This window comes from Achromobacter xylosoxidans (genome assembly GCF_014490035.1).
GTDB lineage: Bacteria > Pseudomonadota > Gammaproteobacteria > Burkholderiales > Burkholderiaceae_B > Achromobacter > Achromobacter bronchisepticus_A.
The window spans coordinates 5,892,531-5,914,543 of record NZ_CP061008.1; the positions used below are offsets into that span (position 1 = coordinate 5,892,531).

The 22,013-nt window shown below is 56.9% G+C and carries 11 protein-coding genes, 2 tRNA genes and 7 rRNA genes; 3 read left to right on the plus strand and 17 right to left on the minus strand.

Translation table 11 applies throughout. The features are described 5' to 3' along the window. Positions 1-64: 64 nt before the first annotated feature. Together pyrC and IAG39_RS27315 are read right to left on the minus strand one after the other, a co-directional pair. Complete coding sequence (gene pyrC / locus IAG39_RS27310) at positions 65-1,129, minus strand: dihydroorotase (RefSeq protein WP_118932599.1); 1,065 nt, start codon at positions 1,127-1,129, stop codon at positions 65-67. A gap of 11 nt (positions 1,130-1,140) precedes the next feature. Next, entirely contained in the window at positions 1,141-2,334 is a 1,194-nt protein-coding gene (locus IAG39_RS27315; RefSeq protein WP_054457611.1) for a M20 aminoacylase family protein, read from the minus strand. Between the two features lie 147 nt (positions 2,335-2,481). Between IAG39_RS27315 and IAG39_RS27320 the strand changes: the two genes are divergently transcribed. Next, the gene (locus tag IAG39_RS27320) at positions 2,482-2,760 is read left to right on the plus strand and encodes an SWIB/MDM2 domain-containing protein (protein ID WP_059373735.1); all 279 of its coding nucleotides are present in this window, start codon (positions 2,482-2,484) and stop codon (positions 2,758-2,760) included. Between the two features lie 253 nt (positions 2,761-3,013). Here IAG39_RS27320 and IAG39_RS27325 read toward each other — a convergent pair whose 3' ends face one another. The 11 genes from IAG39_RS27325 to IAG39_RS27375 all read right to left on the minus strand — a co-directional run bounded on the left by IAG39_RS27325 (position 3,014) and on the right by IAG39_RS27375 (position 16,374). Next, on the minus strand, positions 3,014-3,379 hold the full coding sequence (locus IAG39_RS27325; RefSeq protein WP_013391517.1) for a DUF4870 family protein: 366 nt from the start codon (positions 3,377-3,379) through the stop codon (positions 3,014-3,016). Positions 3,380-3,616: 237 nt separating this feature from the next. Beyond that, a 5S ribosomal RNA gene (gene rrf, locus IAG39_RS27330) occupies positions 3,617-3,729 on the minus strand. 157 nt (positions 3,730-3,886) lie between these two features. Continuing rightward, a 5S ribosomal RNA gene (rrf, locus tag IAG39_RS27335) occupies positions 3,887-3,999 on the minus strand. 199 nt (positions 4,000-4,198) lie between these two features. Further along, positions 4,199-7,083: ribosomal RNA gene (locus IAG39_RS27340) — 23S ribosomal RNA — on the minus strand. Between the two features lie 288 nt (positions 7,084-7,371). Further along, positions 7,372-7,447 (minus strand) — tRNA-Ala (locus IAG39_RS27345). Between the two features lie 23 nt (positions 7,448-7,470). After that, positions 7,471-7,547: transfer RNA gene (locus tag IAG39_RS27350), tRNA-Ile, on the minus strand. A 133-nt stretch (positions 7,548-7,680) separates the two neighbouring features. After that, positions 7,681-9,211: ribosomal RNA gene (locus IAG39_RS27355) — 16S ribosomal RNA — on the minus strand. Positions 9,212-9,890: 679 nt separating this feature from the next. Beyond that, positions 9,891-10,003: ribosomal RNA gene (gene rrf / locus IAG39_RS27360) — 5S ribosomal RNA — on the minus strand. 199 nt (positions 10,004-10,202) lie between these two features. Next, positions 10,203-13,085, minus strand: a 23S ribosomal RNA gene (locus tag IAG39_RS27365). A 343-nt stretch (positions 13,086-13,428) separates the two neighbouring features. Beyond that, positions 13,429-14,959 (minus strand): 16S ribosomal RNA (locus tag IAG39_RS27370). The 16S, 23S and 5S rRNA genes sit together here with 2 tRNA genes alongside, the layout of an rRNA operon. A gap of 938 nt (positions 14,960-15,897) precedes the next feature. Beyond that, a complete protein-coding gene (locus IAG39_RS27375; protein ID WP_054458545.1) occupies positions 15,898-16,374 on the minus strand; it encodes an Lrp/AsnC family transcriptional regulator in 477 nt (158 codons plus the stop codon). Between the two features lie 156 nt (positions 16,375-16,530). Here IAG39_RS27375 and hppD point away from each other — a divergent pair, with 156 nt between their 5' ends. Further along, complete coding sequence (gene hppD, locus IAG39_RS27380) at positions 16,531-17,643, plus strand: 4-hydroxyphenylpyruvate dioxygenase (protein ID WP_059373040.1); 1,113 nt, start codon at positions 16,531-16,533, stop codon at positions 17,641-17,643. 82 nt (positions 17,644-17,725) lie between these two features. Here the strand turns inward: hppD and msrA are convergent, their stop codons facing one another. The 3 genes from msrA to ilvD all read right to left on the minus strand — a co-directional run bounded on the left by msrA (position 17,726) and on the right by ilvD (position 20,363). After that, on the minus strand, positions 17,726-18,280 hold the full coding sequence (msrA, locus tag IAG39_RS27385; RefSeq protein WP_059373039.1) for a peptide-methionine (S)-S-oxide reductase MsrA: 555 nt from the start codon (positions 18,278-18,280) through the stop codon (positions 17,726-17,728). Positions 18,281-18,358: 78 nt separating this feature from the next. Continuing rightward, positions 18,359-18,694, minus strand: a complete 336-nt coding sequence (locus IAG39_RS27390) for a c-type cytochrome (RefSeq protein ID WP_054458538.1) — start codon at positions 18,692-18,694, stop codon at positions 18,359-18,361. After that, positions 18,678-20,363, minus strand: coding sequence for a dihydroxy-acid dehydratase (ilvD, locus tag IAG39_RS27395; RefSeq protein ID WP_059373038.1), 1,686 nt, complete (start codon positions 20,361-20,363; stop codon positions 18,678-18,680). Before ilvD ends, IAG39_RS27390 begins: the two co-directional genes overlap by 17 nt. A 126-nt stretch (positions 20,364-20,489) precedes the next feature. Between ilvD and lgt the strand changes: the two genes are divergently transcribed. Then, positions 20,490-21,278, plus strand: a complete 789-nt coding sequence (gene lgt / locus IAG39_RS27400) for a prolipoprotein diacylglyceryl transferase (protein WP_059373036.1) — start codon at positions 20,490-20,492, stop codon at positions 21,276-21,278. Here the strand turns inward: lgt and IAG39_RS27405 are convergent. Then, positions 21,253-22,011, minus strand: a complete 759-nt coding sequence (locus IAG39_RS27405; protein WP_118932592.1) for an SIMPL domain-containing protein — start codon at positions 22,009-22,011, stop codon at positions 21,253-21,255. The two genes, lgt and IAG39_RS27405, sit on opposite strands and share 26 nt — an antisense overlap. Between the last annotated feature and the right edge of the window lie 2 nt (positions 22,012-22,013).

The following is a 22,013-nucleotide window of genomic DNA, read 5'->3' on the forward strand; positions in this document are numbered from 1 at the left end:
TGAAAAATGCCCCCGGATCTCGGGGGCATTTTCTTGTCCGGGAGCAGCCGGGCAACCCGGTTGCCTAGCCCCGTGCGCGCCAGGTCAGCGCTTCACCCGCGGCCAGCGGAACCAGCGTCGTGTTGCCGAACGCCACTTCCTCCGGCACCTGGTAGGTCTCGCGCACGAGCGTCAGCGTGCCGGTGTTGCGCGGCAAACCGTAGAAATCCGGGCCATGGAAACTGGCGAAGCCTTCCAGCTTGTCCAACTTGCCGACAGCATCGAACGCCGTCGCGTACAGCTCCATCGCGTGCAATGCCGTGTAGCAACCAGCGCAGCCGCAGGCATGTTCCTTCAACCCGCGCGCGTGTGGCGCGCTGTCGGTGCCCAGGAAAAAGCGCGGGCTGCCGCTGGTCGCCGCCTCGACCAGCGCAAGGCGGTGCGTCTCGCGCTTGAGGACCGGCAGACAGTAGAAGTGCGGCCGCACGCCGCCCTGGAAAATCGCATTGCGGTTGTACAGCAGGTGCTGCGGCGTAATCGTGGCTGCGATGGGGCCTTCCGCGTCGCGCACGTATTCCGCGCCCTCTTTCGTCGTGATGTGTTCGAACACCACCTTCAAGGCAGGGAAGGCGCGCCGCAGCGGCTTCATCACGCGCTCGACAAAGATGGCTTCGCGGTCGAACAGGTCGATCGACGGGTCCGTCACTTCGCCGTGCACCAACAACGGCATGCCGCATTTTTCCAGCGCTTCCAGCGCCTTCGTGCACTTGCCCAGCAGATCGGTCACACCGGCATCGGAGTTGGTCGTGGCGCCCGCCGGATACAGCTTCACCGCATAGACCTGGCCCGACTCGTAGGCGCGGAAAATCTCTTCCGACGTGGTGTTGTCGGTCAGATACAGCGTCATCAACGGCGTGAAGGCATCCGGATTGCCGCCCGCCTTCTTCAAAGCCTCCAGAATGCGGCCGCGATAGGCCAGCGCCTGCTCGGTGGTCGTGACCGGCGGCTTCAGGTTGGGCATGATGATCGCGCGCGCGAACTGGCGCGCGGTATCCGCCACCACGGCCTCCAGGGCAGCGCCGTCGCGCAGATGCAGGTGCCAGTCGTCCGGCCGGGTGATGGTGAGCTGAGTCGTGTTTTGAGTAGACATGGGAAGGCTTCTTAATCTGCCAGCGGCATGCCCCGTTCGGCCAGCGCGCTGAACATCGCGCTGCCCAAGGGGATGACGGCATCGTTGAAATCAAAATGCGAGTTGTGCAGCACGCAGCCGGAATCGGCCCCGCCCTGGCCCAGGCGGAAGTATGCGCCAGGCTTGCTCTGCAACATGAAAGAGAAATCCTCGGAGCCCATCGACGGCGTCAGATCGCGCACGACGTTCTCCTTGCCTATCATCTCGGTGGCGATATCGGCCACCAGATTGGCGTGCTGCGGCGTGTTCAAGGTCGCAGGGTAGATCCGTTCGTAAGTGACCTCGGCGGTGCCGCCGAAAGCGCCCGCAATCGCGGACACCAACTCGCGCATGCGGGTCTCCACCATTTCCTGGACGGACTTGCGGAACGTGCGCACCGTGCCGACCATTCTCGCTTCGCGCGGAATCACGCTCATGGCGCCGGGATGCCCGGCCTGCAGGGATCCGATGGACACCACCGCCGAATCCAGCGGATTGACGTTGCGCGACACGATGGTCTGCAACGCGGTGATGATCTGCCCCGCAATGGTGACGGGATCGATGGTCTGGTACGGATGCGCGCCGTGGCCGCCGCGTCCGGTGATCAGAATCTCGAAGCGGTCGGCGGCGGCCATCATCGGCCCGGGATTGATGCCTATCGTGCCCGGCTTCAGGCCCGGCCAGTTATGCAGCGCGTAAATCGCGTCGCACGGAAAGGTATCGAACAGGCCATCTTCCAGCATGGCGCGCGCGCCGCCGCGCCCCTCTTCCGCTGGCTGGAAGATCAGTACCGCGGTGCCATCGAAATTGCGTGTCTGCGACAGGTATTTGGCCGCGCCGATCAGCACCGCGGTGTGACCGTCGTGACCGCAACCGTGCATCAGGCCGGGCTTGGTCGACTTGTGGCCGAAGTCATTGTCTTCGGTCATGGGCAAGGCGTCCATGTCGGCACGCAGGCCTATCATGCGCCCGCTGTCGCAGCGCTTGCCGCGGATCACGCCCACCACACCGGTCTTGCCGATGCCGCGGTGCACCTCGATCCCCAGCGCCTCCAGCGCACCCGCCACGATCCCGGAGGTCCGGACTTCCTCGAAGCCAAGCTCGGGATGCGCATGCAAATCGCGCCGCAGCGCCGTCAATTCGTCATGAAAGAGGCGAATTGATTCCAAAGGAGATCGTGCGTACATAGGAGGTTACAGAATGACGATATAGAGGGGACAGTCTGTGCATTTTAGTTGCTACAGAGGATAAATGCCTTTGTCTTTACGAGAGAGACACGTTATGCTCCGGCCGCAGGACAATTTTTCCAACAGCCAGAGAAGGAGCGCCGCATTATGGCCACAACCTCCAAACCCGCGACCGCGCGCAAGCCGAACGCTGCATTCATGAAGCCCCTGACCCCCAGCGCCGACCTGGCCGCCGTCATCGGCTCGGAAGCCGTGCCGCGTACCGAGGTCACCAAAAAGATCTGGGAATACATCAAGAAGCACAACCTGCAAGATGCCAGCAACAAGCGCAACATCAACGCCGATGCCAAGCTGCGCCCGATCTTCGGTAAAGATCAGGTCACGATGTTCGAACTGACCAAGCTGGTCAACGCACATCTGAAGTAAGCAGGCAAAGGGCGTACCCCGTACGTCCCTGCCTTCATATCGTCGCGACGCCCCGGTTCATTCCTGGGCGAGCTCGCCTCCCCAGCGCAGCTTTCTCTCACCGCGACAGCCACGCCACAACCTCACCGGCATGGCCTGATTCCCCACACCAGCATTTCCCGAAAGCCAAGCCTGGCGCGCCTCTTCAGGCAGTTGGCATGTTCGACAAAGCAAAAGGCCGGCATATGCCGGCCTTCTGTTTGAACACCTGCCCTCAGGCGTAGGTGGTCGGCGCGGAGCCTTCCAGCAGCGACAGCCAGCCTTTGATCAAGCGATACAACACCCAGATCACAGTCGCGGCCAGGCCGATCCAGCCGATGAAGATGAGCGTCGCGATGCCGCTGATGGCCAGCCAAAGCAGGGCCCACCAGAAGGTACGCAGCAACCAGTCGAAATGAGCGGCATAGACGGTACCTGCAGCGTCCGAGCGCTTCAGGTACATCAGCACTACGGCTGCCAGCGTGGCGATGCCCAGGAAACCGCTCGTCAGGAAGCCCAGGGCGTACAAGCCATAGGCAACGTGGGTCAACGTGCGCAGGTCTAACGTCGTTCCGGGCACGGGGGTCTGGGGATCACTCACGATAACGCTCCAACGAATTGACTCGGTCAATCTTACCGCACAAAGCTACCCCGCCCACGCCCGTTGTTATTTGTGCACATTCAATGCTGGCGCGGCTCGCAGCCTGATTGACGGTCCGCAACCGCACGCCAAAAAGGCCTAGCGGCGCGCAGCCGCGGCGACAGCCTTCTGCCTCATCGCGCAACCAAACAAAAGAAAAAACCCCGCAGCGCGAGCTGCGGGGTTCTTGGAATCAAAGCCTGACAATGACCTACTTTCACGGACGTCCGTCCACTATCATCGGCGCAAAGGCGTTTCACTGTCCTGTTCGGGATGGGAAGGAGTGGGACCACCTTGCTATGGTTGTCAGGCGTAACTGCTTGAGTGTGTGCCCTATCGGGGCAAACGCTCCAATTCTGCCGGGAGACCGATGCACGGGCCTGGAGCGGACTCGACAGGCGCCCGCAATGGGCTCTCACAAAAGACAAAACCCCACAGGGGTTACCTGTGGGGTTCTGCGGAATAAAAGCTTGACGATGACCTACTTTCACAGACGTCCGTCCACTATCATCGGCGCAAAGTCGTTTCACTGTCCTGTTCGGGATGGGAAGGAGTGGGACCAACTCGCTATGGTCGTCAAGCGTAACTGGTTGAGCGGTTGCGGTTGAGGCAACTGCTCCAATCTTGGAAGAAACACAACGCGTGGCGATCAGAGTCAGACTCGATGATCACGCACGATGGGGTGTAATTGGTGTTGGCTGGCTGCCGACGGTGCAGCCAGATTTTGTATTGAACGACACTTGGAACGCTATATCACCAGGTCATAACCATCAGTGTTATAGGATCAAGCCTCACGGGCAATTAGTATCGGTTAGCTTAACGCATTACTGCGCTTCCACACCCGACCTATCAACGTCCTGGTCTCGAACGACCCTTCAGGGGGATCAAGTCCCCGGGATACCTTATCTTCAGACGAGTTTCCCGCTTAGATGCCTTCAGCGGTTATCTCTTCCGTACTTAGCTACCCGGCAATGCCATTGGCATGACAACCGGTACACCAGAGGTACGTCCACTCCGGTCCTCTCGTACTAGGAGCAGGCTCCGTCAAGTATCCAACGCCCACGGCAGATAGGGACCAAACTGTCTCACGACGTTTTAAACCCAGCTCACGTACCTCTTTAAATGGCGAACAGCCATACCCTTGGGACCGGCTACAGCCCCAGGATGAGATGAGCCGACATCGAGGTGCCAAACACCGCCGTCGATATGAACTCTTGGGCGGTATCAGCCTGTTATCCCCAGAGTACCTTTTATCCGTTGAGCGATGGCCCTTCCATTCAGAACCACCGGATCACTATGTCCTGCTTTCGCACCTGTTCGACTTGTCAGTCTCACAGTCAAGCACGCTTATGCCATTGCACTATCAGCACGATTTCCGACCGTACCTAGCGTACCTTCGAACTCCTCCGTTACACTTTGGGAGGAGACCGCCCCAGTCAAACTGCCCACCATGCACTGTCCCCGATCCGGATAACGGACCAAGGTTAGAACCGCAAACAAACCAGGGTGGTATTTCAAGGATGGCTCCACGTGATCTAGCGACCACGCTTCAAAGCCTCCCACCTATCCTACACAGGCCGGTTCACAGATCAATGCAAAGCTACAGTAAAGGTTCATGGGGTCTTTCCGTCTAGCCGCGGGTAGATTGCATCATCACAAACACTTCAACTTCGCTGAGTCTCAGGAGGAGACAGTGTGGCCATCGTTACGCCATTCGTGCAGGTCGGAACTTACCCGACAAGGAATTTCGCTACCTTAGGACCGTTATAGTTACGGCCGCCGTTTACCGGGGCTTCGATCAAGAGCTTGCACCCCATCACTTAACCTTCCGGCACCGGGCAGGCGTCACACCCTATACGTCGACTTTCGTCTTTGCAGAGTGCTGTGTTTTTAATAAACAGTCGCAGCCACCGATTCTCTGCGACCCCATCATGCTAAGCGCGCAGGCGCTTCACACTACCGGGGTATACCTTCTCCCGAAGTTACGGTATCAATTTGCCGAGTTCCTTCTCCTGAGTTCTCTCAAGCGCCTTGGAATATTCATCCCGTCCACCTGTGTCGGTTTGCGGTACGGTCTCGTACAGCTGAAGCTTAGAGGCTTTTCTTGGAACCGCTTCCAATCACTTCGCAAGCAATGCTCGCTCGTGCCACACCCTTGATTTACGCGCCCGGATTTGCCTAAGCGCCATCTTCGATGCAGCAACAGGGACATCCAACACCCTGATGATCTTCCGCGATCCGTCCCCCCATCGCACTGTACGACGGTGCTGGAATATTAACCAGCTTCCCATCAGCTACGCATCTCTGCCTCGCCTTAGGGGCCGACTCACCCTGCGCCGATGAACGTTGCGCAGGAAACCTTGGACTTACGGCGAGGGGGCTTTTCACCCCCTTTATCGCTACTCATGTCAGCATTCGCACTTCTGATACCTCCAGCAGCCTTTACAAGCCACCTTCGCAGGCTTACAGAACGCTCTCCTACCGCGTGCACTAAAAGTGCACACCCGCAGCTTCGGTTTATCGCTTAGCCCCGTTACATCTTCCGCGCAGGACGACTCGATCAGTGAGCTATTACGCTTTCTTTAAAGGATGGCTGCTTCTAAGCCAACCTCCTGACTGTCTATGCCTTCCCACTTCGTTTCCCACTTAGCGATAATTTGGGACCTTAGCTGGCGGTCTGGGTTGTTTCCCTCTTGAGTCCGGACGTTAGCACCCGGTGCTCTGTCTCCCAAGCTGTACTTGCGGGTATTCGGAGTTTGCCATAGTTTGGTAAGTCGCCATGACCCCCTAGCTATAACAGTGCTCTACCCCCCGCAGTAATACTTGAGGCACTACCTAAATAGTTTTCGGAGAGAACCAGCTATTTCCAGATTTGTTTAGCCTTTCACCCCTATCCACAGCTCATCCCCTAATTTTTCAACATTAGTGGGTTCGGTCCTCCAGCACGTGTTACCGTGCCTTCAACCTGGCCATGGATAGATCATCTGGTTTCGGGTCTACACCCAGCGACTGAATCGCCCTATTCGGACTCGCTTTCGCTACGGCTTCCCTATTCGGTTAACCTTGCCACTGAATGTAAGTCGCTGACCCATTATACAAAAGGTACGCAGTCACCCCACAAGGAGGCTCCTACTGTTTGTATGCATACGGTTTCAGGATCTATTTCACTCCCCTTCCGGGGTTCTTTTCGCCTTTCCCTCACGGTACTGGTTCACTATCGGTCGATCACGAGTATTTAGCCTTGGAGGATGGTCCCCCCATCTTCAAACAGGATTTCACGTGTCCCGCCCTACTTTTCTTACGCTTAGTTCCACACACAAGATTTCGCCTACAGGGCTATCACCTGCTACGGCCGGACTTTCCATTCCGTTCGACTATCTTGCGTGCTAAAACGTAAAGGCTCTTCCGATTTCGCTCGCCACTACTTTCGGAATCTCGGTTGATTTCTTTTCCTCGAGCTACTGAGATGTTTCAGTTCACCCGGTTCGCTTCCACTGGCCTATGTATTCAGCCAGGGATACCGCATTGCTGCGGTGGGTTTCCCCATTCGGACATCTACGGATCAAAGCTTGTTTGCCAGCTCCCCGTAGCTTTTCGCAGGCTACTACGTCCTTCATCGCCTGTGATCGCCAAGGCATCCACCATATGCACTTAGTCGCTTGATCCTATAACGCTGTAGGCTATAGGACCTGAGTATTAGCGTTTGTGCCGTTCATAAGTTTCAAAGCAGTCTGAGGTTATTCACCCCAGTCTTGAGAACTTGGAACAAAATTAATGCAATCACAACCCGTACTTATCTTCATCGGCTTGCGCCGAGTACTTGATAAGTACATTTTCGTTGTGCTTCTTCCAGATTGTTAAAGAACAAATATAGCTGTCAGGTAAAACCTAACTCATAAGGCCGTTTCAACGACGCTATGAGTTAGCCTCTACATCACCAGGCATCAAGTACTTGGTGGAGGTGAACGGGATCGAACCGATGACATCCTGCTTGCAAAGCAGGCGCTCTCCCAGCTGAGCTACACCCCCATATCCCGCATGCGCAGAATACTTGGTGGGTCTGGTTGGATTCGAACCAACGACCCCCGCCTTATCAAGACGGTGCTCTAACCGACTGAGCTACAGACCCAAAAACCTTTTCGGATCAGCAGTCAGGAAAGCTGTAGACCCAGGGAAGATTCCCTCGACCCAAGCCTGCAACTGATCCCAGCTATATCAAACAACCGATAAGAGTGGACGCTTAACACGAGCACTAAGCTCTGAAAGGAGGTGATCCAGCCGCACCTTCCGATACGGCTACCTTGTTACGACTTCACCCCAGTCATGAATCCTACCGTGGTAATCGCCCCCCTTACGGTTAGGCTAACTACTTCTGGTAAAACCCACTCCCATGGTGTGACGGGCGGTGTGTACAAGACCCGGGAACGTATTCACCGCGACATGCTGATCCGCGATTACTAGCGATTCCGACTTCACGCAGTCGAGTTGCAGACTGCGATCCGGACTACGATCGGGTTTCTGGGATTGGCTCCCCCTCGCGGGTTGGCGACCCTCTGTCCCGACCATTGTATGACGTGTGAAGCCCTACCCATAAGGGCCATGAGGACTTGACGTCATCCCCACCTTCCTCCGGTTTGTCACCGGCAGTCTCATTAGAGTGCCCTTTCGTAGCAACTAATGACAAGGGTTGCGCTCGTTGCGGGACTTAACCCAACATCTCACGACACGAGCTGACGACAGCCATGCAGCACCTGTGTTCCGGTTCTCTTGCGAGCACTTCCAAATCTCTTCGGAATTCCAGACATGTCAAGGGTAGGTAAGGTTTTTCGCGTTGCATCGAATTAATCCACATCATCCACCGCTTGTGCGGGTCCCCGTCAATTCCTTTGAGTTTTAATCTTGCGACCGTACTCCCCAGGCGGTCAACTTCACGCGTTAGCTGCGCTACCAAGGTCCGAAGACCCCAACAGCTAGTTGACATCGTTTAGGGCGTGGACTACCAGGGTATCTAATCCTGTTTGCTCCCCACGCTTTCGTGCATGAGCGTCAGTGTTATCCCAGGAGGCTGCCTTCGCCATCGGTGTTCCTCCGCATATCTACGCATTTCACTGCTACACGCGGAATTCCACCTCCCTCTGACACACTCTAGCCCGGTAGTTAAAAATGCAGTTCCAAAGTTAAGCTCTGGGATTTCACATCTTTCTTTCCGAACCGCCTGCGCACGCTTTACGCCCAGTAATTCCGATTAACGCTTGCACCCTACGTATTACCGCGGCTGCTGGCACGTAGTTAGCCGGTGCTTATTCTGCAGGTACCGTCAGTTTCACGGGGTATTAACCCATGACGTTTCTTTCCTGCCAAAAGTGCTTTACAACCCGAAGGCCTTCATCGCACACGCGGGATGGCTGGATCAGGGTTTCCCCCATTGTCCAAAATTCCCCACTGCTGCCTCCCGTAGGAGTCTGGGCCGTGTCTCAGTCCCAGTGTGGCTGGTCGTCCTCTCAAACCAGCTACGGATCGTCGCCTTGGTGAGCCGTTACCCCACCAACTAGCTAATCCGATATCGGCCGCTCCAATAGTGCAAGGTCTTGCGATCCCCTGCTTTCCCCCGTAGGGCGTATGCGGTATTAGCTACGCTTTCGCGTAGTTATCCCCCGCTACTGGGCACGTTCCGATACATTACTCACCCGTTCGCCACTCGCCACCAGACCGAAGTCCGTGCTGCCGTTCGACTTGCATGTGTAAGGCATCCCGCTAGCGTTCAATCTGAGCCAGGATCAAACTCTTCAGTTTAATCTCTGTATTTGTTTCGTATTTCTTAACCCCCGAAAGGGTCGAGTCATACGTCGCTACTCAAAGGAAGTGAGGTATGTTCTTAAACTTGACGTCTAAGGTACTTCACTTCTAGTGAGCACTTGATTTCATTGTGCTTGTGACCGAAGTCACACTGCACTCGCATCAAGCGCCCACACTTATCGGTTGTTTAATTGTTAAAGAGCGGTACTGCTAAATTCTGTACTACTTACTGCATCTTGCCGCCAACTTCGCGCTTCGTCGCTTTCGCAACATCGCTGTGTCGACAGCAGAGAAACGAGATTATGAAGGAGTTTTTAGCGTTTGTCAAATCATTGACGCTTTTGTTTGAGTTTTTCAACTCACCGCAGCAGCAAGATTTGGCAACCTATCGCCAAGACCCCTTCAGGTCCGCCAGGACCGCGCCCTGACTTTTCGCTTCCCTTAGCAGCTATCGAAATGTCGGGGTATACCCTGATCTTTCGGTAGCAGCCAAGCCGCAAACTATAACACCTTTTTGCAGCTCATGCAGCTGGCTTTTGCCTAATCTGCATTTATCACTGTAAAGCCACTGTTTTACTGGATCTCTCCACTTCACTGCGGCCGAGAACACAAGGCTCTCACTTATATATAAAGACAAACCCCCGCAGGGTAACCTGCGGGGGTTTGCGGAATAAAAGCTTGACGATGACCTACTTTCACAGACGTCCGTCCACTATCATCGGCGCAAAGTCGTTTCACTGTCCTGTTCGGGATGGGAAGGAGTGGGACCAACTCGCTATGGTCGTCAAGCGTAACTGGTTGAGCGGCTGCGGTTGAGGCAACAGCTCCAATCTTGGAAGAAACACAACGCGTGGCGATCAGAGTCAGACTCGATGATCACGCACGGTGGGGTGTAATTGGTGTTGGCTGGCTGCCGACGGTGCAGCCAGATTTTGTATTGAACGACACTTGGAACGCTATATCACCAGGTCATAACCATCAGTGTTATAGGATCAAGCCTCACGGGCAATTAGTATCGGTTAGCTTAACGCATTACTGCGCTTCCACACCCGACCTATCAACGTCCTGGTCTCGAACGACCCTTCAGGGGGATCAAGTCCCCGGGATACCTTATCTTCAGACGAGTTTCCCGCTTAGATGCCTTCAGCGGTTATCTCTTCCGTACTTAGCTACCCGGCAATGCCATTGGCATGACAACCGGTACACCAGAGGTACGTCCACTCCGGTCCTCTCGTACTAGGAGCAGGCTCCGTCAAGTATCCAACGCCCACGGCAGATAGGGACCAAACTGTCTCACGACGTTTTAAACCCAGCTCACGTACCTCTTTAAATGGCGAACAGCCATACCCTTGGGACCGGCTACAGCCCCAGGATGAGATGAGCCGACATCGAGGTGCCAAACACCGCCGTCGATATGAACTCTTGGGCGGTATCAGCCTGTTATCCCCAGAGTACCTTTTATCCGTTGAGCGATGGCCCTTCCATTCAGAACCACCGGATCACTATGTCCTGCTTTCGCACCTGTTCGACTTGTCAGTCTCACAGTCAAGCACGCTTATGCCATTGCACTATCAGCACGATTTCCGACCGTACCTAGCGTACCTTCGAACTCCTCCGTTACACTTTGGGAGGAGACCGCCCCAGTCAAACTGCCCACCATGCACTGTCCCCGATCCGGATAACGGACCAAGGTTAGAACCGCAAACAAACCAGGGTGGTATTTCAAGGATGGCTCCACGTGATCTAGCGACCACGCTTCAAAGCCTCCCACCTATCCTACACAGGCCGGTTCACAGATCAATGCAAAGCTACAGTAAAGGTTCATGGGGTCTTTCCGTCTAGCCGCGGGTAGATTGCATCATCACAAACACTTCAACTTCGCTGAGTCTCAGGAGGAGACAGTGTGGCCATCGTTACGCCATTCGTGCAGGTCGGAACTTACCCGACAAGGAATTTCGCTACCTTAGGACCGTTATAGTTACGGCCGCCGTTTACCGGGGCTTCGATCAAGAGCTTGCACCCCATCACTTAACCTTCCGGCACCGGGCAGGCGTCACACCCTATACGTCGACTTTCGTCTTTGCAGAGTGCTGTGTTTTTAATAAACAGTCGCAGCCACCGATTCTCTGCGACCCCATCATGCTAAGCGCGCAGGCGCTTCACACTACCGGGGTATACCTTCTCCCGAAGTTACGGTATCAATTTGCCGAGTTCCTTCTCCTGAGTTCTCTCAAGCGCCTTGGAATATTCATCCCGTCCACCTGTGTCGGTTTGCGGTACGGTCTCGTACAGCTGAAGCTTAGAGGCTTTTCTTGGAACCACTTCCAATCACTTCGCAAGCAATGCTCGCTCGTGCCATACCCTTGATTTACGCGCCCGGATTTGCCTAAGCGCCATCTTCGATACAGCAACAGGGACATCCAACACCCTGATGATCTTCCGCGATCCGTCCCCCCATCGCACTGTACGACGGTGCTGGAATATTAACCAGCTTCCCATCAGCTACGCATCTCTGCCTCGCCTTAGGGGCCGACTCACCCTGCGCCGATGAACGTTGCGCAGGAAACCTTGGACTTACGGCGAGGGGGCTTTTCACCCCCTTTATCGCTACTCATGTCAGCATTCGCACTTCTGATACCTCCAGCAGCCTTTACAAGCCACCTTCGCAGGCTTACAGAACGCTCTCCTACCGCGTGCACAAAGTGCACACCCGCAGCTTCGGTTTATCGCTTAGCCCCGTTACATCTTCCGCGCAGGACGACTCGATCAGTGAGCTATTACGCTTTCTTTAAAGGATGGCTGCTTCTAAGCCAACCTCCTGACTGTCTATGCCTTCCCACTTCGTTTCCCACTTAGCGATAATTTGGGACCTTAGCTGGCGGTCTGGGTTGTTTCCCTCTTGAGTCCGGACGTTAGCACCCGGTGCTCTGTCTCCCAAGCTGTACTTGCGGGTATTCGGAGTTTGCCATAGTTTGGTAAGTCGCCATGACCCCCTAGCTATAACAGTGCTCTACCCCCCGCAGTAATACTTGAGGCACTACCTAAATAGTTTTCGGAGAGAACCAGCTATTTCCAGATTTGTTTAGCCTTTCACCCCTATCCACAGCTCATCCCCTAATTTTTCAACATTAGTGGGTTCGGTCCTCCAGCACGTGTTACCGTGCCTTCAACCTGGCCATGGATAGATCATCTGGTTTCGGGTCTACACCCAGCGACTGAATCGCCCTATTCGGACTCGCTTTCGCTACGGCTTCCCTATTCGGTTAACCTTGCCACTGAATGTAAGTCGCTGACCCATTATACAAAAGGTACGCAGTCACCCCACAAGGAGGCTCCTACTGTTTGTATGCATACGGTTTCAGGATCTATTTCACTCCCCTTCCGGGGTTCTTTTCGCCTTTCCCTCACGGTACTGGTTCACTATCGGTCGATCACGAGTATTTAGCCTTGGAGGATGGTCCCCCCATCTTCAAACAGGATTTCACGTGTCCCGCCCTACTTTTCTTACGCTTAGTTCCACACACAAGATTTCGCCTACAGGGCTATCACCTGCTACGGCCGGACTTTCCATTCCGTTCGACTATCTTGCGTGCTAAAACGTAAAGGCTCTTCCGATTTCGCTCGCCACTACTTTCGGAATCTCGGTTGATTTCTTTTCCTCGAGCTACTGAGATGTTTCAGTTCACCCGGTTCGCCTCCACTGGCCTATGTATTCAGCCAGGGATACCGCATTGCTGCGGTGGGTTTCCCCATTCGGACATCTACGGATCAAAGCTTGTTTGCCAGCTCCCCGTAGCTTTTCGCAGGCTACTACGTCCTTCATCGCCTGTGATCGCCAAGGCATCCACCATATGCACTTAGTCGCTTGATCCTATAACGCTGTAGGCTATAGGACCTGAGTATTAGCGTTTGTGCCGTTCATAAGTTTCAAAGCAGTCTGAGGTTATTCACCTCAGTCTTGAGAACTTGGAACAAAATTAATGCAATCACAACCCGTACTTATCTTCATCGGCTTGCGCCGAGTACTTGATAAGTACATTTTCGTTGTGCTTCTTCCAGATTGTTAAAGAACAAATATAGCTGTTGAGTAAAACCCAACTCATAACACTGCGAGCAGCGCTATGAGTTAGCCTCTACACGGCATCAAAAACATTGACACCAGCTACATCAAACAACCGATAAGTGTGGACGCTTAACACGAGCACTAAGCTCTGAAAGGAGGTGATCCAGCCGCACCTTCCGATACGGCTACCTTGTTACGACTTCACCCCAGTCATGAATCCTACCGTGGTAATCGCCCCCCTTGCGGTTAGGCTAACTACTTCTGGTAAAACCCACTCCCATGGTGTGACGGGCGGTGTGTACAAGACCCGGGAACGTATTCACCGCGACATGCTGATCCGCGATTACTAGCGATTCCGACTTCACGCAGTCGAGTTGCAGACTGCGATCCGGACTACGATCGGGTTTCTGGGATTGGCTCCCCCTCGCGGGTTGGCGACCCTCTGTCCCGACCATTGTATGACGTGTGAAGCCCTACCCATAAGGGCCATGAGGACTTGACGTCATCCCCACCTTCCTCCGGTTTGTCACCGGCAGTCTCATTAGAGTGCCCTTTCGTAGCAACTAATGACAAGGGTTGCGCTCGTTGCGGGACTTAACCCAACATCTCACGACACGAGCTGACGACAGCCATGCAGCACCTGTGTTCCGGTTCTCTTGCGAGCACTCCTAAATCTCTTCAGGATTCCAGACATGTCAAGGGTAGGTAAGGTTTTTCGCGTTGCATCGAATTAATCCACATCATCCACCGCTTGTGCGGGTCCCCGTCAATTCCTTTGAGTTTTAATCTTGCGACCGTACTCCCCAGGCGGTCAACTTCACGCGTTAGCTGCGCTACCAAGGCCCGAAGGCCCCAACAGCTAGTTGACATCGTTTAGGGCGTGGACTACCAGGGTATCTAATCCTGTTTGCTCCCCACGCTTTCGTGCATGAGCGTCAGTGTTATCCCAGGAGGCTGCCTTCGCCATCGGTGTTCCTCCGCATATCTACGCATTTCACTGCTACACGCGGAATTCCACCTCCCTCTGACACACTCTAGCCCGGTAGTTAAAAATGCAGTTCCAAAGTTAAGCTCTGGGATTTCACATCTTTCTTTCCGAACCGCCTGCGCACGCTTTACGCCCAGTAATTCCGATTAACGCTTGCACCCTACGTATTACCGCGGCTGCTGGCACGTAGTTAGCCGGTGCTTATTCTGCAGGTACCGTCAGTTTCACGGGGTATTAACCCATGACGTTTCTTTCCTGCCAAAAGTGCTTTACAACCCGAAGGCCTTCATCGCACACGCGGGATGGCTGGATCAGGGTTTCCCCCATTGTCCAAAATTCCCCACTGCTGCCTCCCGTAGGAGTCTGGGCCGTGTCTCAGTCCCAGTGTGGCTGGTCGTCCTCTCAAACCAGCTACGGATCGTCGCCTTGGTGAGCCGTTACCCCACCAACTAGCTAATCCGATATCGGCCGCTCCAATAGTGCAAGGTCTTACGATCCCCTGCTTTCCCCCGTAGGGCGTATGCGGTATTAGCTACGCTTTCGCGTAGTTATCCCCCGCTACTGGGCACGTTCCGATACATTACTCACCCGTTCGCCACTCGCCACCAGACCGAAGTCCGTGCTGCCGTTCGACTTGCATGTGTAAGGCATCCCGCTAGCGTTCAATCTGAGCCAGGATCAAACTCTTCAGTTTAATCTCTGTATTTGTTTCGTATTTCTTAACCCCCGAAAGGGTCGAGTCATACGTCGCTACTCAAAGGAAGTGAGGTATGTTCTTAAACTTGACGTCTAAGGTACTTCACTTCTAGTGAGCACTTGATTTCATTGTGCTTGTGACCGAAGTCACATTGCACCCGCATCAAGCGCCCACACTTATCGGTTGTTTAATTGTTAAAGAGCGGTACTGCTAAATTCTGTACTACTTACTGCCTGCTCGCTTCGCTACGCCGCTTTCGCTGGCGCCGCGTTGTTTGCAGCAGAGAACGAGATTATGAAGAAGTTTTTTTCGCTTGTCAAGTCAGCGTCACATACTGCGTTTCGCTTTCTTGCTTGCGACCCCTTCAGGCCCGCCTCTCTTAGCAGCTATCGAAATATCAGGGTTAACCCTAAGTTTTCGGCAACTGCCAAGCCCAAGACTATAACACGATTTTTGCAGATTGTGCAACTGGCTTTTGCCTAACTTGCACCTCATCCTGCAACCCCATCGCCGCCGCTTTCGCTTCAGACCCGAGACCGGTTACCGCCTGGAGGCTAGCGATATAAGGGATAACCCTTAATAAACATCACCAGCCAAGCCCAAGACTATAGCACGACTTTTGCAGATTACGCAACTGGCTTCTGCCTAATTTGTTGCAATCCTTGCAATAACCGCTGGGCAACATCGCTGCTGACCTGGCGGCAGGCCGGCTTGGTTTCCCTTAGCTAACCCGCGTGCTTGCTTGGCTTCGCGCTTCAAAACTGCCCGAATCGCGAAGGAGCGAGACTATAGCACGGAATTTTGGCGGGATTGCGAAGGTGACACCCTTTTTTTAGAGGATGCTTTTTTTGGGGGACGCACTGCTCGTCCTCGACAACCTCACTGCAAACCCCAAAGAGCGGTACCTATATATAGAGAGTGGCTGAAGGCCATAGCTAAAGCCGGAGCTCTGTGGTTTCCTTGATCTGCTGAAGGGCGAAGAATGAACGCATGTCTACCACTGCGGGATGGCGCATCAGCGTATCCATGGCGAAGCGGGAGAAATGCGCCAGGTCGGCAACCTGTATCCGCAGCAGGTAGTCCATGTCTCCGGACATGGCGTAGCACTCCACCACCTCCGGCCATAGCTGCACATCGCGGGCGAAGTCGCTCATGGGAGCATGACTGGATCCGCTGTGCTTGTTCAGACGGATGTTTACGTAGGCGAGCAGGCCCAAGCCGACCTTCTTCGCGTCGATCAGGGCGACGTACTTCTTGATGAAGCCTTTCTCTTCCAGCCGGCGGACCCGCCGCAAACAGGGGCTGGGCGACAGCGACACACGGTCGGCCAACTCCTGGTTGCTGAGGCGACCATCACGCTGCAGTTCGGCCAGAATCCGTATATCTGTCCTATCCAGCTCAATGTCAGACATTTTCAGCCCTTAATGTTTTCTATCCGGCAATATTATTGCTCAACTCAATGGCTTTCGCGACATGTTTGCAATTGTCTGCCCGTCGTTCCTTCCTACAATCTCCGTCTAGACTTGAAGAACAAGTCGTCCTTAAAAACGATGCAAGGGAGCAGACTTATGAGCAGCGCTTTCCAACCCTGGGACAACCCGATGGGTACCGCCGGGTTCGAGTTCATTGAATATGCCGCGCCGGATCCCGCCGCGCTGCGCAAGGTGTTCGAACTGCTGGGCTTCAAGGCCATCGCCAAGCACCGCCACAAGGACGTGACCCTGTACCGCCAAGGCGGCGTGAACTTCCTGATCAACGCAGAACCGGATTCCTTCGCCCAGCGTTTCGCGCGCCTGCATGGCCCGTCGATCTGTGCGATCGGCTTCCGTGTGCAAGATGCCAACGCCGCCTACAAGCGCGCCCTGGAACTGGGCGCGTGGGGCTTCGATTCGCACAGCGGCCCGATGGAACTGAACATTCCGGCGATCAAGGGCATCGGCGATTCGCTTATCTACCTGGTGGATCGCTGGAGCGGCAAGGACGGCCACGGCGGTATCGGCGACATCAGCATCTATGACGTGGACTTCGTGCCCGTGGATCCGCAAAACGCCCAAGCCGACCTGAATCACCGCGGCGCCGGCCTGACGCTGGTGGACCACCTGACGCACAACGTGCACAAGGGCCGCATGGCCGAGTGGGCCGAGTTCTACGAACGCCTCTTCAATTTCCGCGAAGTGCGCTATTTCGACATCGAAGGCAAGGTGACGGGCGTGAAGTCCAAGGCCATGACCTCGCCTTGCGGCAATATCCGCATTCCGATCAACGAGGAAGGCACGGAAGAGAAAGGCCAGATCCAGGAATACCTGGACCTGTACCGCGGTGAAGGCATCCAGCACATCGCCATGGCCACGGAAGACATCTACGCCACCATCGAGGCGCTGCGCCAAAATGGCGTGGTGTTCCTGGACACGCCCGAAACCTACTACGAGCTGCTGGACCGCCGTCTGCCGAACCACGGCGAAGACGTGGCGCGCCTGCAGAAGAACCGCATCCTATTGGACGGCGCCCCCGGCGGCGGCCTGCTGCTGCAGATTTTCACCGAAAACCAGATCGGCCCGATCTTCTTCGAGATCATCCAGCGCAAGGGCAACGACGGCTTCGGCGAAGGCAACTTCAAGGCCCTGTTCGAGTCGATCGAACTGGATCAGATGCGGCGCGGCGTGGTGAAGACCGTCGAATAAAGACTTCCCCCGCCAGCGCCCGGTGCTCGGGCATCGGCGCTGGCTTTGAAACCTCACCTTGTGGTGAGGTTTTTTTTGCCTGCTACTTTTGCAGCCGGTCCTGAAACTGCTTGCGGAACTTGGCGACCTTGGGCGCGATCACGAATTGGCAATAGCCTTGCTCGGGATGCAGAGCGAAGTAGTTGCTGTGGTAGTCCTCGGCCTGCCAGAACTTGGCGGGCGGCAGCACGTGCGTCACGATGGGCGCATCGTAGATTTGCTGGGCATTGACCTCGGCAATGACGGCTTGCGCCTGCTCGCGCTGCGCCTCGTTCTGCCAGAAGATGGCGGATTCGTATTGCGGACCGACGTCATTGCCCTGGCGGCCCGGCGTGGTGGGGTCGTGGGTCGCGAAGAATACGCGCAGCAAGTCGCTGTAGGACAGTTCAGCGGGATCGAACTCGATGCGGGCCACTTCGATGTGTCCCGTGTCCTTGCCGCAGACCTGCTCGTAGCTGGGATTGTCCACATGCCCGCCGCTGTAGCCGGGCAGCACGCTCTTGACCCCGCGCAGCTCGGCGAACACCGCTTCGACGCACCAGAAGCAGCCGCCGCCAAGTACCGCGACCTCATTGCCCGGAGAGGGTTGTTCTGCCATGACGATTCCTTCCTGATAAAGGGCCGCGGAATGCGGCCCGGCGCTCCGGCTTTGTGCTTGGAGCGCGAGAGAACAAGACTACTGCTTGGGGGGAGCCAGCGACAAGATCCATTCGGCGAGCGCGCGGGCGTCGTCCGGGCTGACCTGGGTTTGCGCGGGCATGGGCACGGCGCCCCAGGCGCCGCGGCCGCCGCCGCGGATCTTGCCTGCCAGGTAATCGACCATGGCATCGCCCTGCCCCGCATAGCGCTCGGCCACGCTCTTGAGCGGCGGGCCGACGCGCTTGGCTTCGACCTGGTGGCAGGCCATACAGGCCTTGTTCTTGGCCAGATCCAACCCGGTGGTTTGCGCTTGCGCCGCCCCCGCGCCCAGGACGCAGGCGGCGGCCAACAACAGACTACTCTTCAAATGCATCGGTAACTGCCCCACGGCTCGCGGTGCTGGCGAGCTTGCCGAACTTGGCAAGCACACCGCGTGTATAACGCGGCCGGGGCTGCACCCAGGCCTGGCGACGAGCCGCCATTTCTTCGTCGCTGATATTGAGCTGCAACAGCAGCTTGTGGGCATCGATGGTAACCGAATCGCCCTCGCGGATCAGCGCAATGGGACCGCCCACGAAAGCCTCTGGCGCGACGTGGCCCACGACCATGCCCCAGGTGCCGCCGGAAAAACGGCCGTCGGTGATCAACCCCACCGTTTCGCCCAGCCCCTGGCCGACCAGCGCGGAGGTGGGCGCGAGCATCTCGCGCATACCAGGGCCGCCTTTGGGTCCTTCGTAGCGGATGACCACCACATCGCCATCGCGGATCTCACGCGCCATGATGGCCGTCATGGCGTCGTCTTCGGAATCGAAGACGCGCGCCGGGCCCGTGATGACGGGATTCTTCAGGCCGGTGATCTTGGCGACACAGCCTTCGGGGGAGAGATTGCCTTTCAGGATGGCGAGATGACCCTGCGGATACAGCGCCCGGTCCAGCGGCATGATGACGTCCTGGTCCGCCCGGGGCGCGTCGGGCACATCAGCCAGGGTCTCGGCGATGGTCTTGCCGGTGATGGTGATGCAGTCGCCGTGCAGAAGACCCGCATTGAGCAGCAGCTTCATGACCTGCGGAATGCCGCCGGCGCGATGCAGGTCGGTGGCGACATATTTGCCGGACGGTTTCAGGTCGCACAGGACAGGCACGCGCTTGCGGATGCGTTCAAAGTCGTCGATGGTCCACGGCACTTCCGCGGCATGCGCGATTGCCAGGAAATGCAGCACGGCGTTGGTGGAGCCGCCCGTGGCCATGATGACGGACACCGCGTTTTCGATGGATTCGCGCGTGATGATGTCGCGCGGGCGCAAGCCCTTCCTGACCGCCTCGACCAGCACGCGCGCAGACTCCGCGGCGGAGGCGACCTTTTCCTCGTCCTCGTTGGCCATGGTGCTGGAGTACGGCAGGCTCATGCCCATGGCTTCGAACGCGGAACTCATGGTGTTGGCGGTGTACATGCCGCCACAGGACCCGGAACCGGGAATCGCGCACTTCTCGATCTGCTTGAAATCTTCTTCGGGCATGCGGCCCATGGTGTATTCGCCCACGGCCTCGAAGACGGAGACGATGGTGAGATCGTTGCCCTTGTAGTGGCCGGGCTTGATGGTGCCGCCATAGACATAGATGCCAGGCACGTTGGTGCGGGCCAGTGCGATCATGCCGCCGGGCATGTTCTTGTCGCAGCCGCCTATCACGACCACGCCGTCCATCCACTGTCCTTGCGCCGCGGTCTCGATGCAGTCGGCGATGACCTCGCGGGAGACCAGCGAGTACTTCATGCCCTCGGTGCCCATGGACATGCCGTCGGAAATGGTGGGCGTGCCGAATACCTGGGGATTGGCCTGCGATGCGCGGATGGCGTCGATGGCCGCATCGGCCAGGCGTTGCAGGCCGCTATTGCAAGGCGTGATCGTCGAATGGCCATTGGCCACGCCGATCATGGGATTTTCGAAGTCGGCTTCCTGATAGCCCAGCGCGTAATACATGGCGCGGTTGGGCGCGCGCGCGACACCGTGGGTGATGTGGCGGGAACGATCGTTGTTCGGCATGGTCTGTCTCCTGTCGGCCGCCGGGGCTCGGACATGGCAACCGCCCCGGGGGAACTGGCTCGCTTGCGCGCGAATCTTCAATGTTCGCCGGTTATTATCATTCAACTTTATTGTGTCGGGCAGAACATGCTGCAATATCCCCAATTTGATCCCGTCGCCCTGCAGATCGGGCCGCTTGCCATCCACTGGTACGGACTGATGTACCTGGTGGGCTTCGCCCTGGTGTACCTGCTGGGACGCCGCCGCATCACCTCCGGCCACACTACGTCACTGAACGTGAAGGATCTGGAAGACCTGATCTTCTATAGCGTGCTGGGCGTGGTGCTGGGCGGACGGCTGGGTTATGTGCTGTTCTACAAGCCCTCTTACTACCTGTCCCATCCGCTGGAAGTGCTGTACCTGTGGCAGGGCGGCATGTCGTTCCATGGCGGGCTGATCGGCGTGATCGTGGTGATGCTGCTGTTCGCCCGCAAGAAGAAGCTGCCGTTCTTCGCGGTCAGCGATTTCATCGCGCCGCTGATTCCGCTGGGGCTGGGTTTTGGCCGCCTGGGCAACTTCATCAATGGCGAACTCTGGGGCCGGCCCACCGATGTGCCGTGGGCCATGGTGTTTCCGGGCAGCGGCGACGGACTGCCGCGCCACCCCTCGCAGCTCTATGAACTGGGCCTGGAAGGCATCGTGCTGTTTGCACTGCTGTGGTGGTTTTCGAGCAAACCGCGCCCGCTGGGCCAGGTGAGCGGGCTCTTCCTGATGGGTTACGGAACGTTCCGCTTCCTGGTGGAATTCACCCGCGAGCCAGACAACTTCCTGGGCCTGCTCGCGGGCGGGTTGAGCATGGGACAGTGGCTGTCCGTGCCGATGGTCGCCCTGGGCGCCATCATGTTCAGCCTTACTGCAAAACGATCGTCCCGTTGACCGCGATGCTGACCGTGACGTTGCCCGCTTCCAGCGGGACGTCCGGGCTATAGCCGCCCGAGGCATCCTTGGCCATGGCCGCGGCGCCCATCATGCGCGGCATCGGCACGGGGCCGCCCGAGCCGCCCAGTTCCAACTTGGACAGGCGGTAGCCCGAGAAACCGAAGGCGTTGGCTGCGGCCAGCGCGCGGTCCTTGAAGGCTTGCGCGGCTTCCTTGAGCAGCTTGCGCTCTTCGGCCTCGCGCACTTCGCGCGACAGCAGGAAGCTGATGTTGGAGATGGCGGTCTTGTCGGACAGCTTGGACGCCAGAGCGGCCGCGGCTTCGAAGTCCTTCGATTCCAGGATCACTTCGCCCTGGCCGCGCCACGAACCGATCTTGCCCTTGCTGGAAGTGTTCGGCCAGACGTTGTAGCCGCCGGTGCGCACTTCCACGCCCTTGGTGTCGCGCGCACGCTTGACCACGTCGTCCAAGGCCGCGCTCAGCTTCTTGCCTGCGGCGGGCTGGTCGGGCGCCTCGACTTCGGCGGACAGGGAAATGCGGACCGTGTCCTGCTTGACTTCAGAAGACGCATTGGCCTGCAGAGTCAGTTCCGGGGCGCGGCTGGCCGACGCTTCCGCCGCGGCGGCGGGCGCCTGGGTCTGGGCATGGGCGAGCGGCGCGGCGCTCAGAGCGGCCACGGTTGCGCACGCCGCGCCGAGTTTGGTCAGCGAGAAAACAGGGTGTTTGAACATGG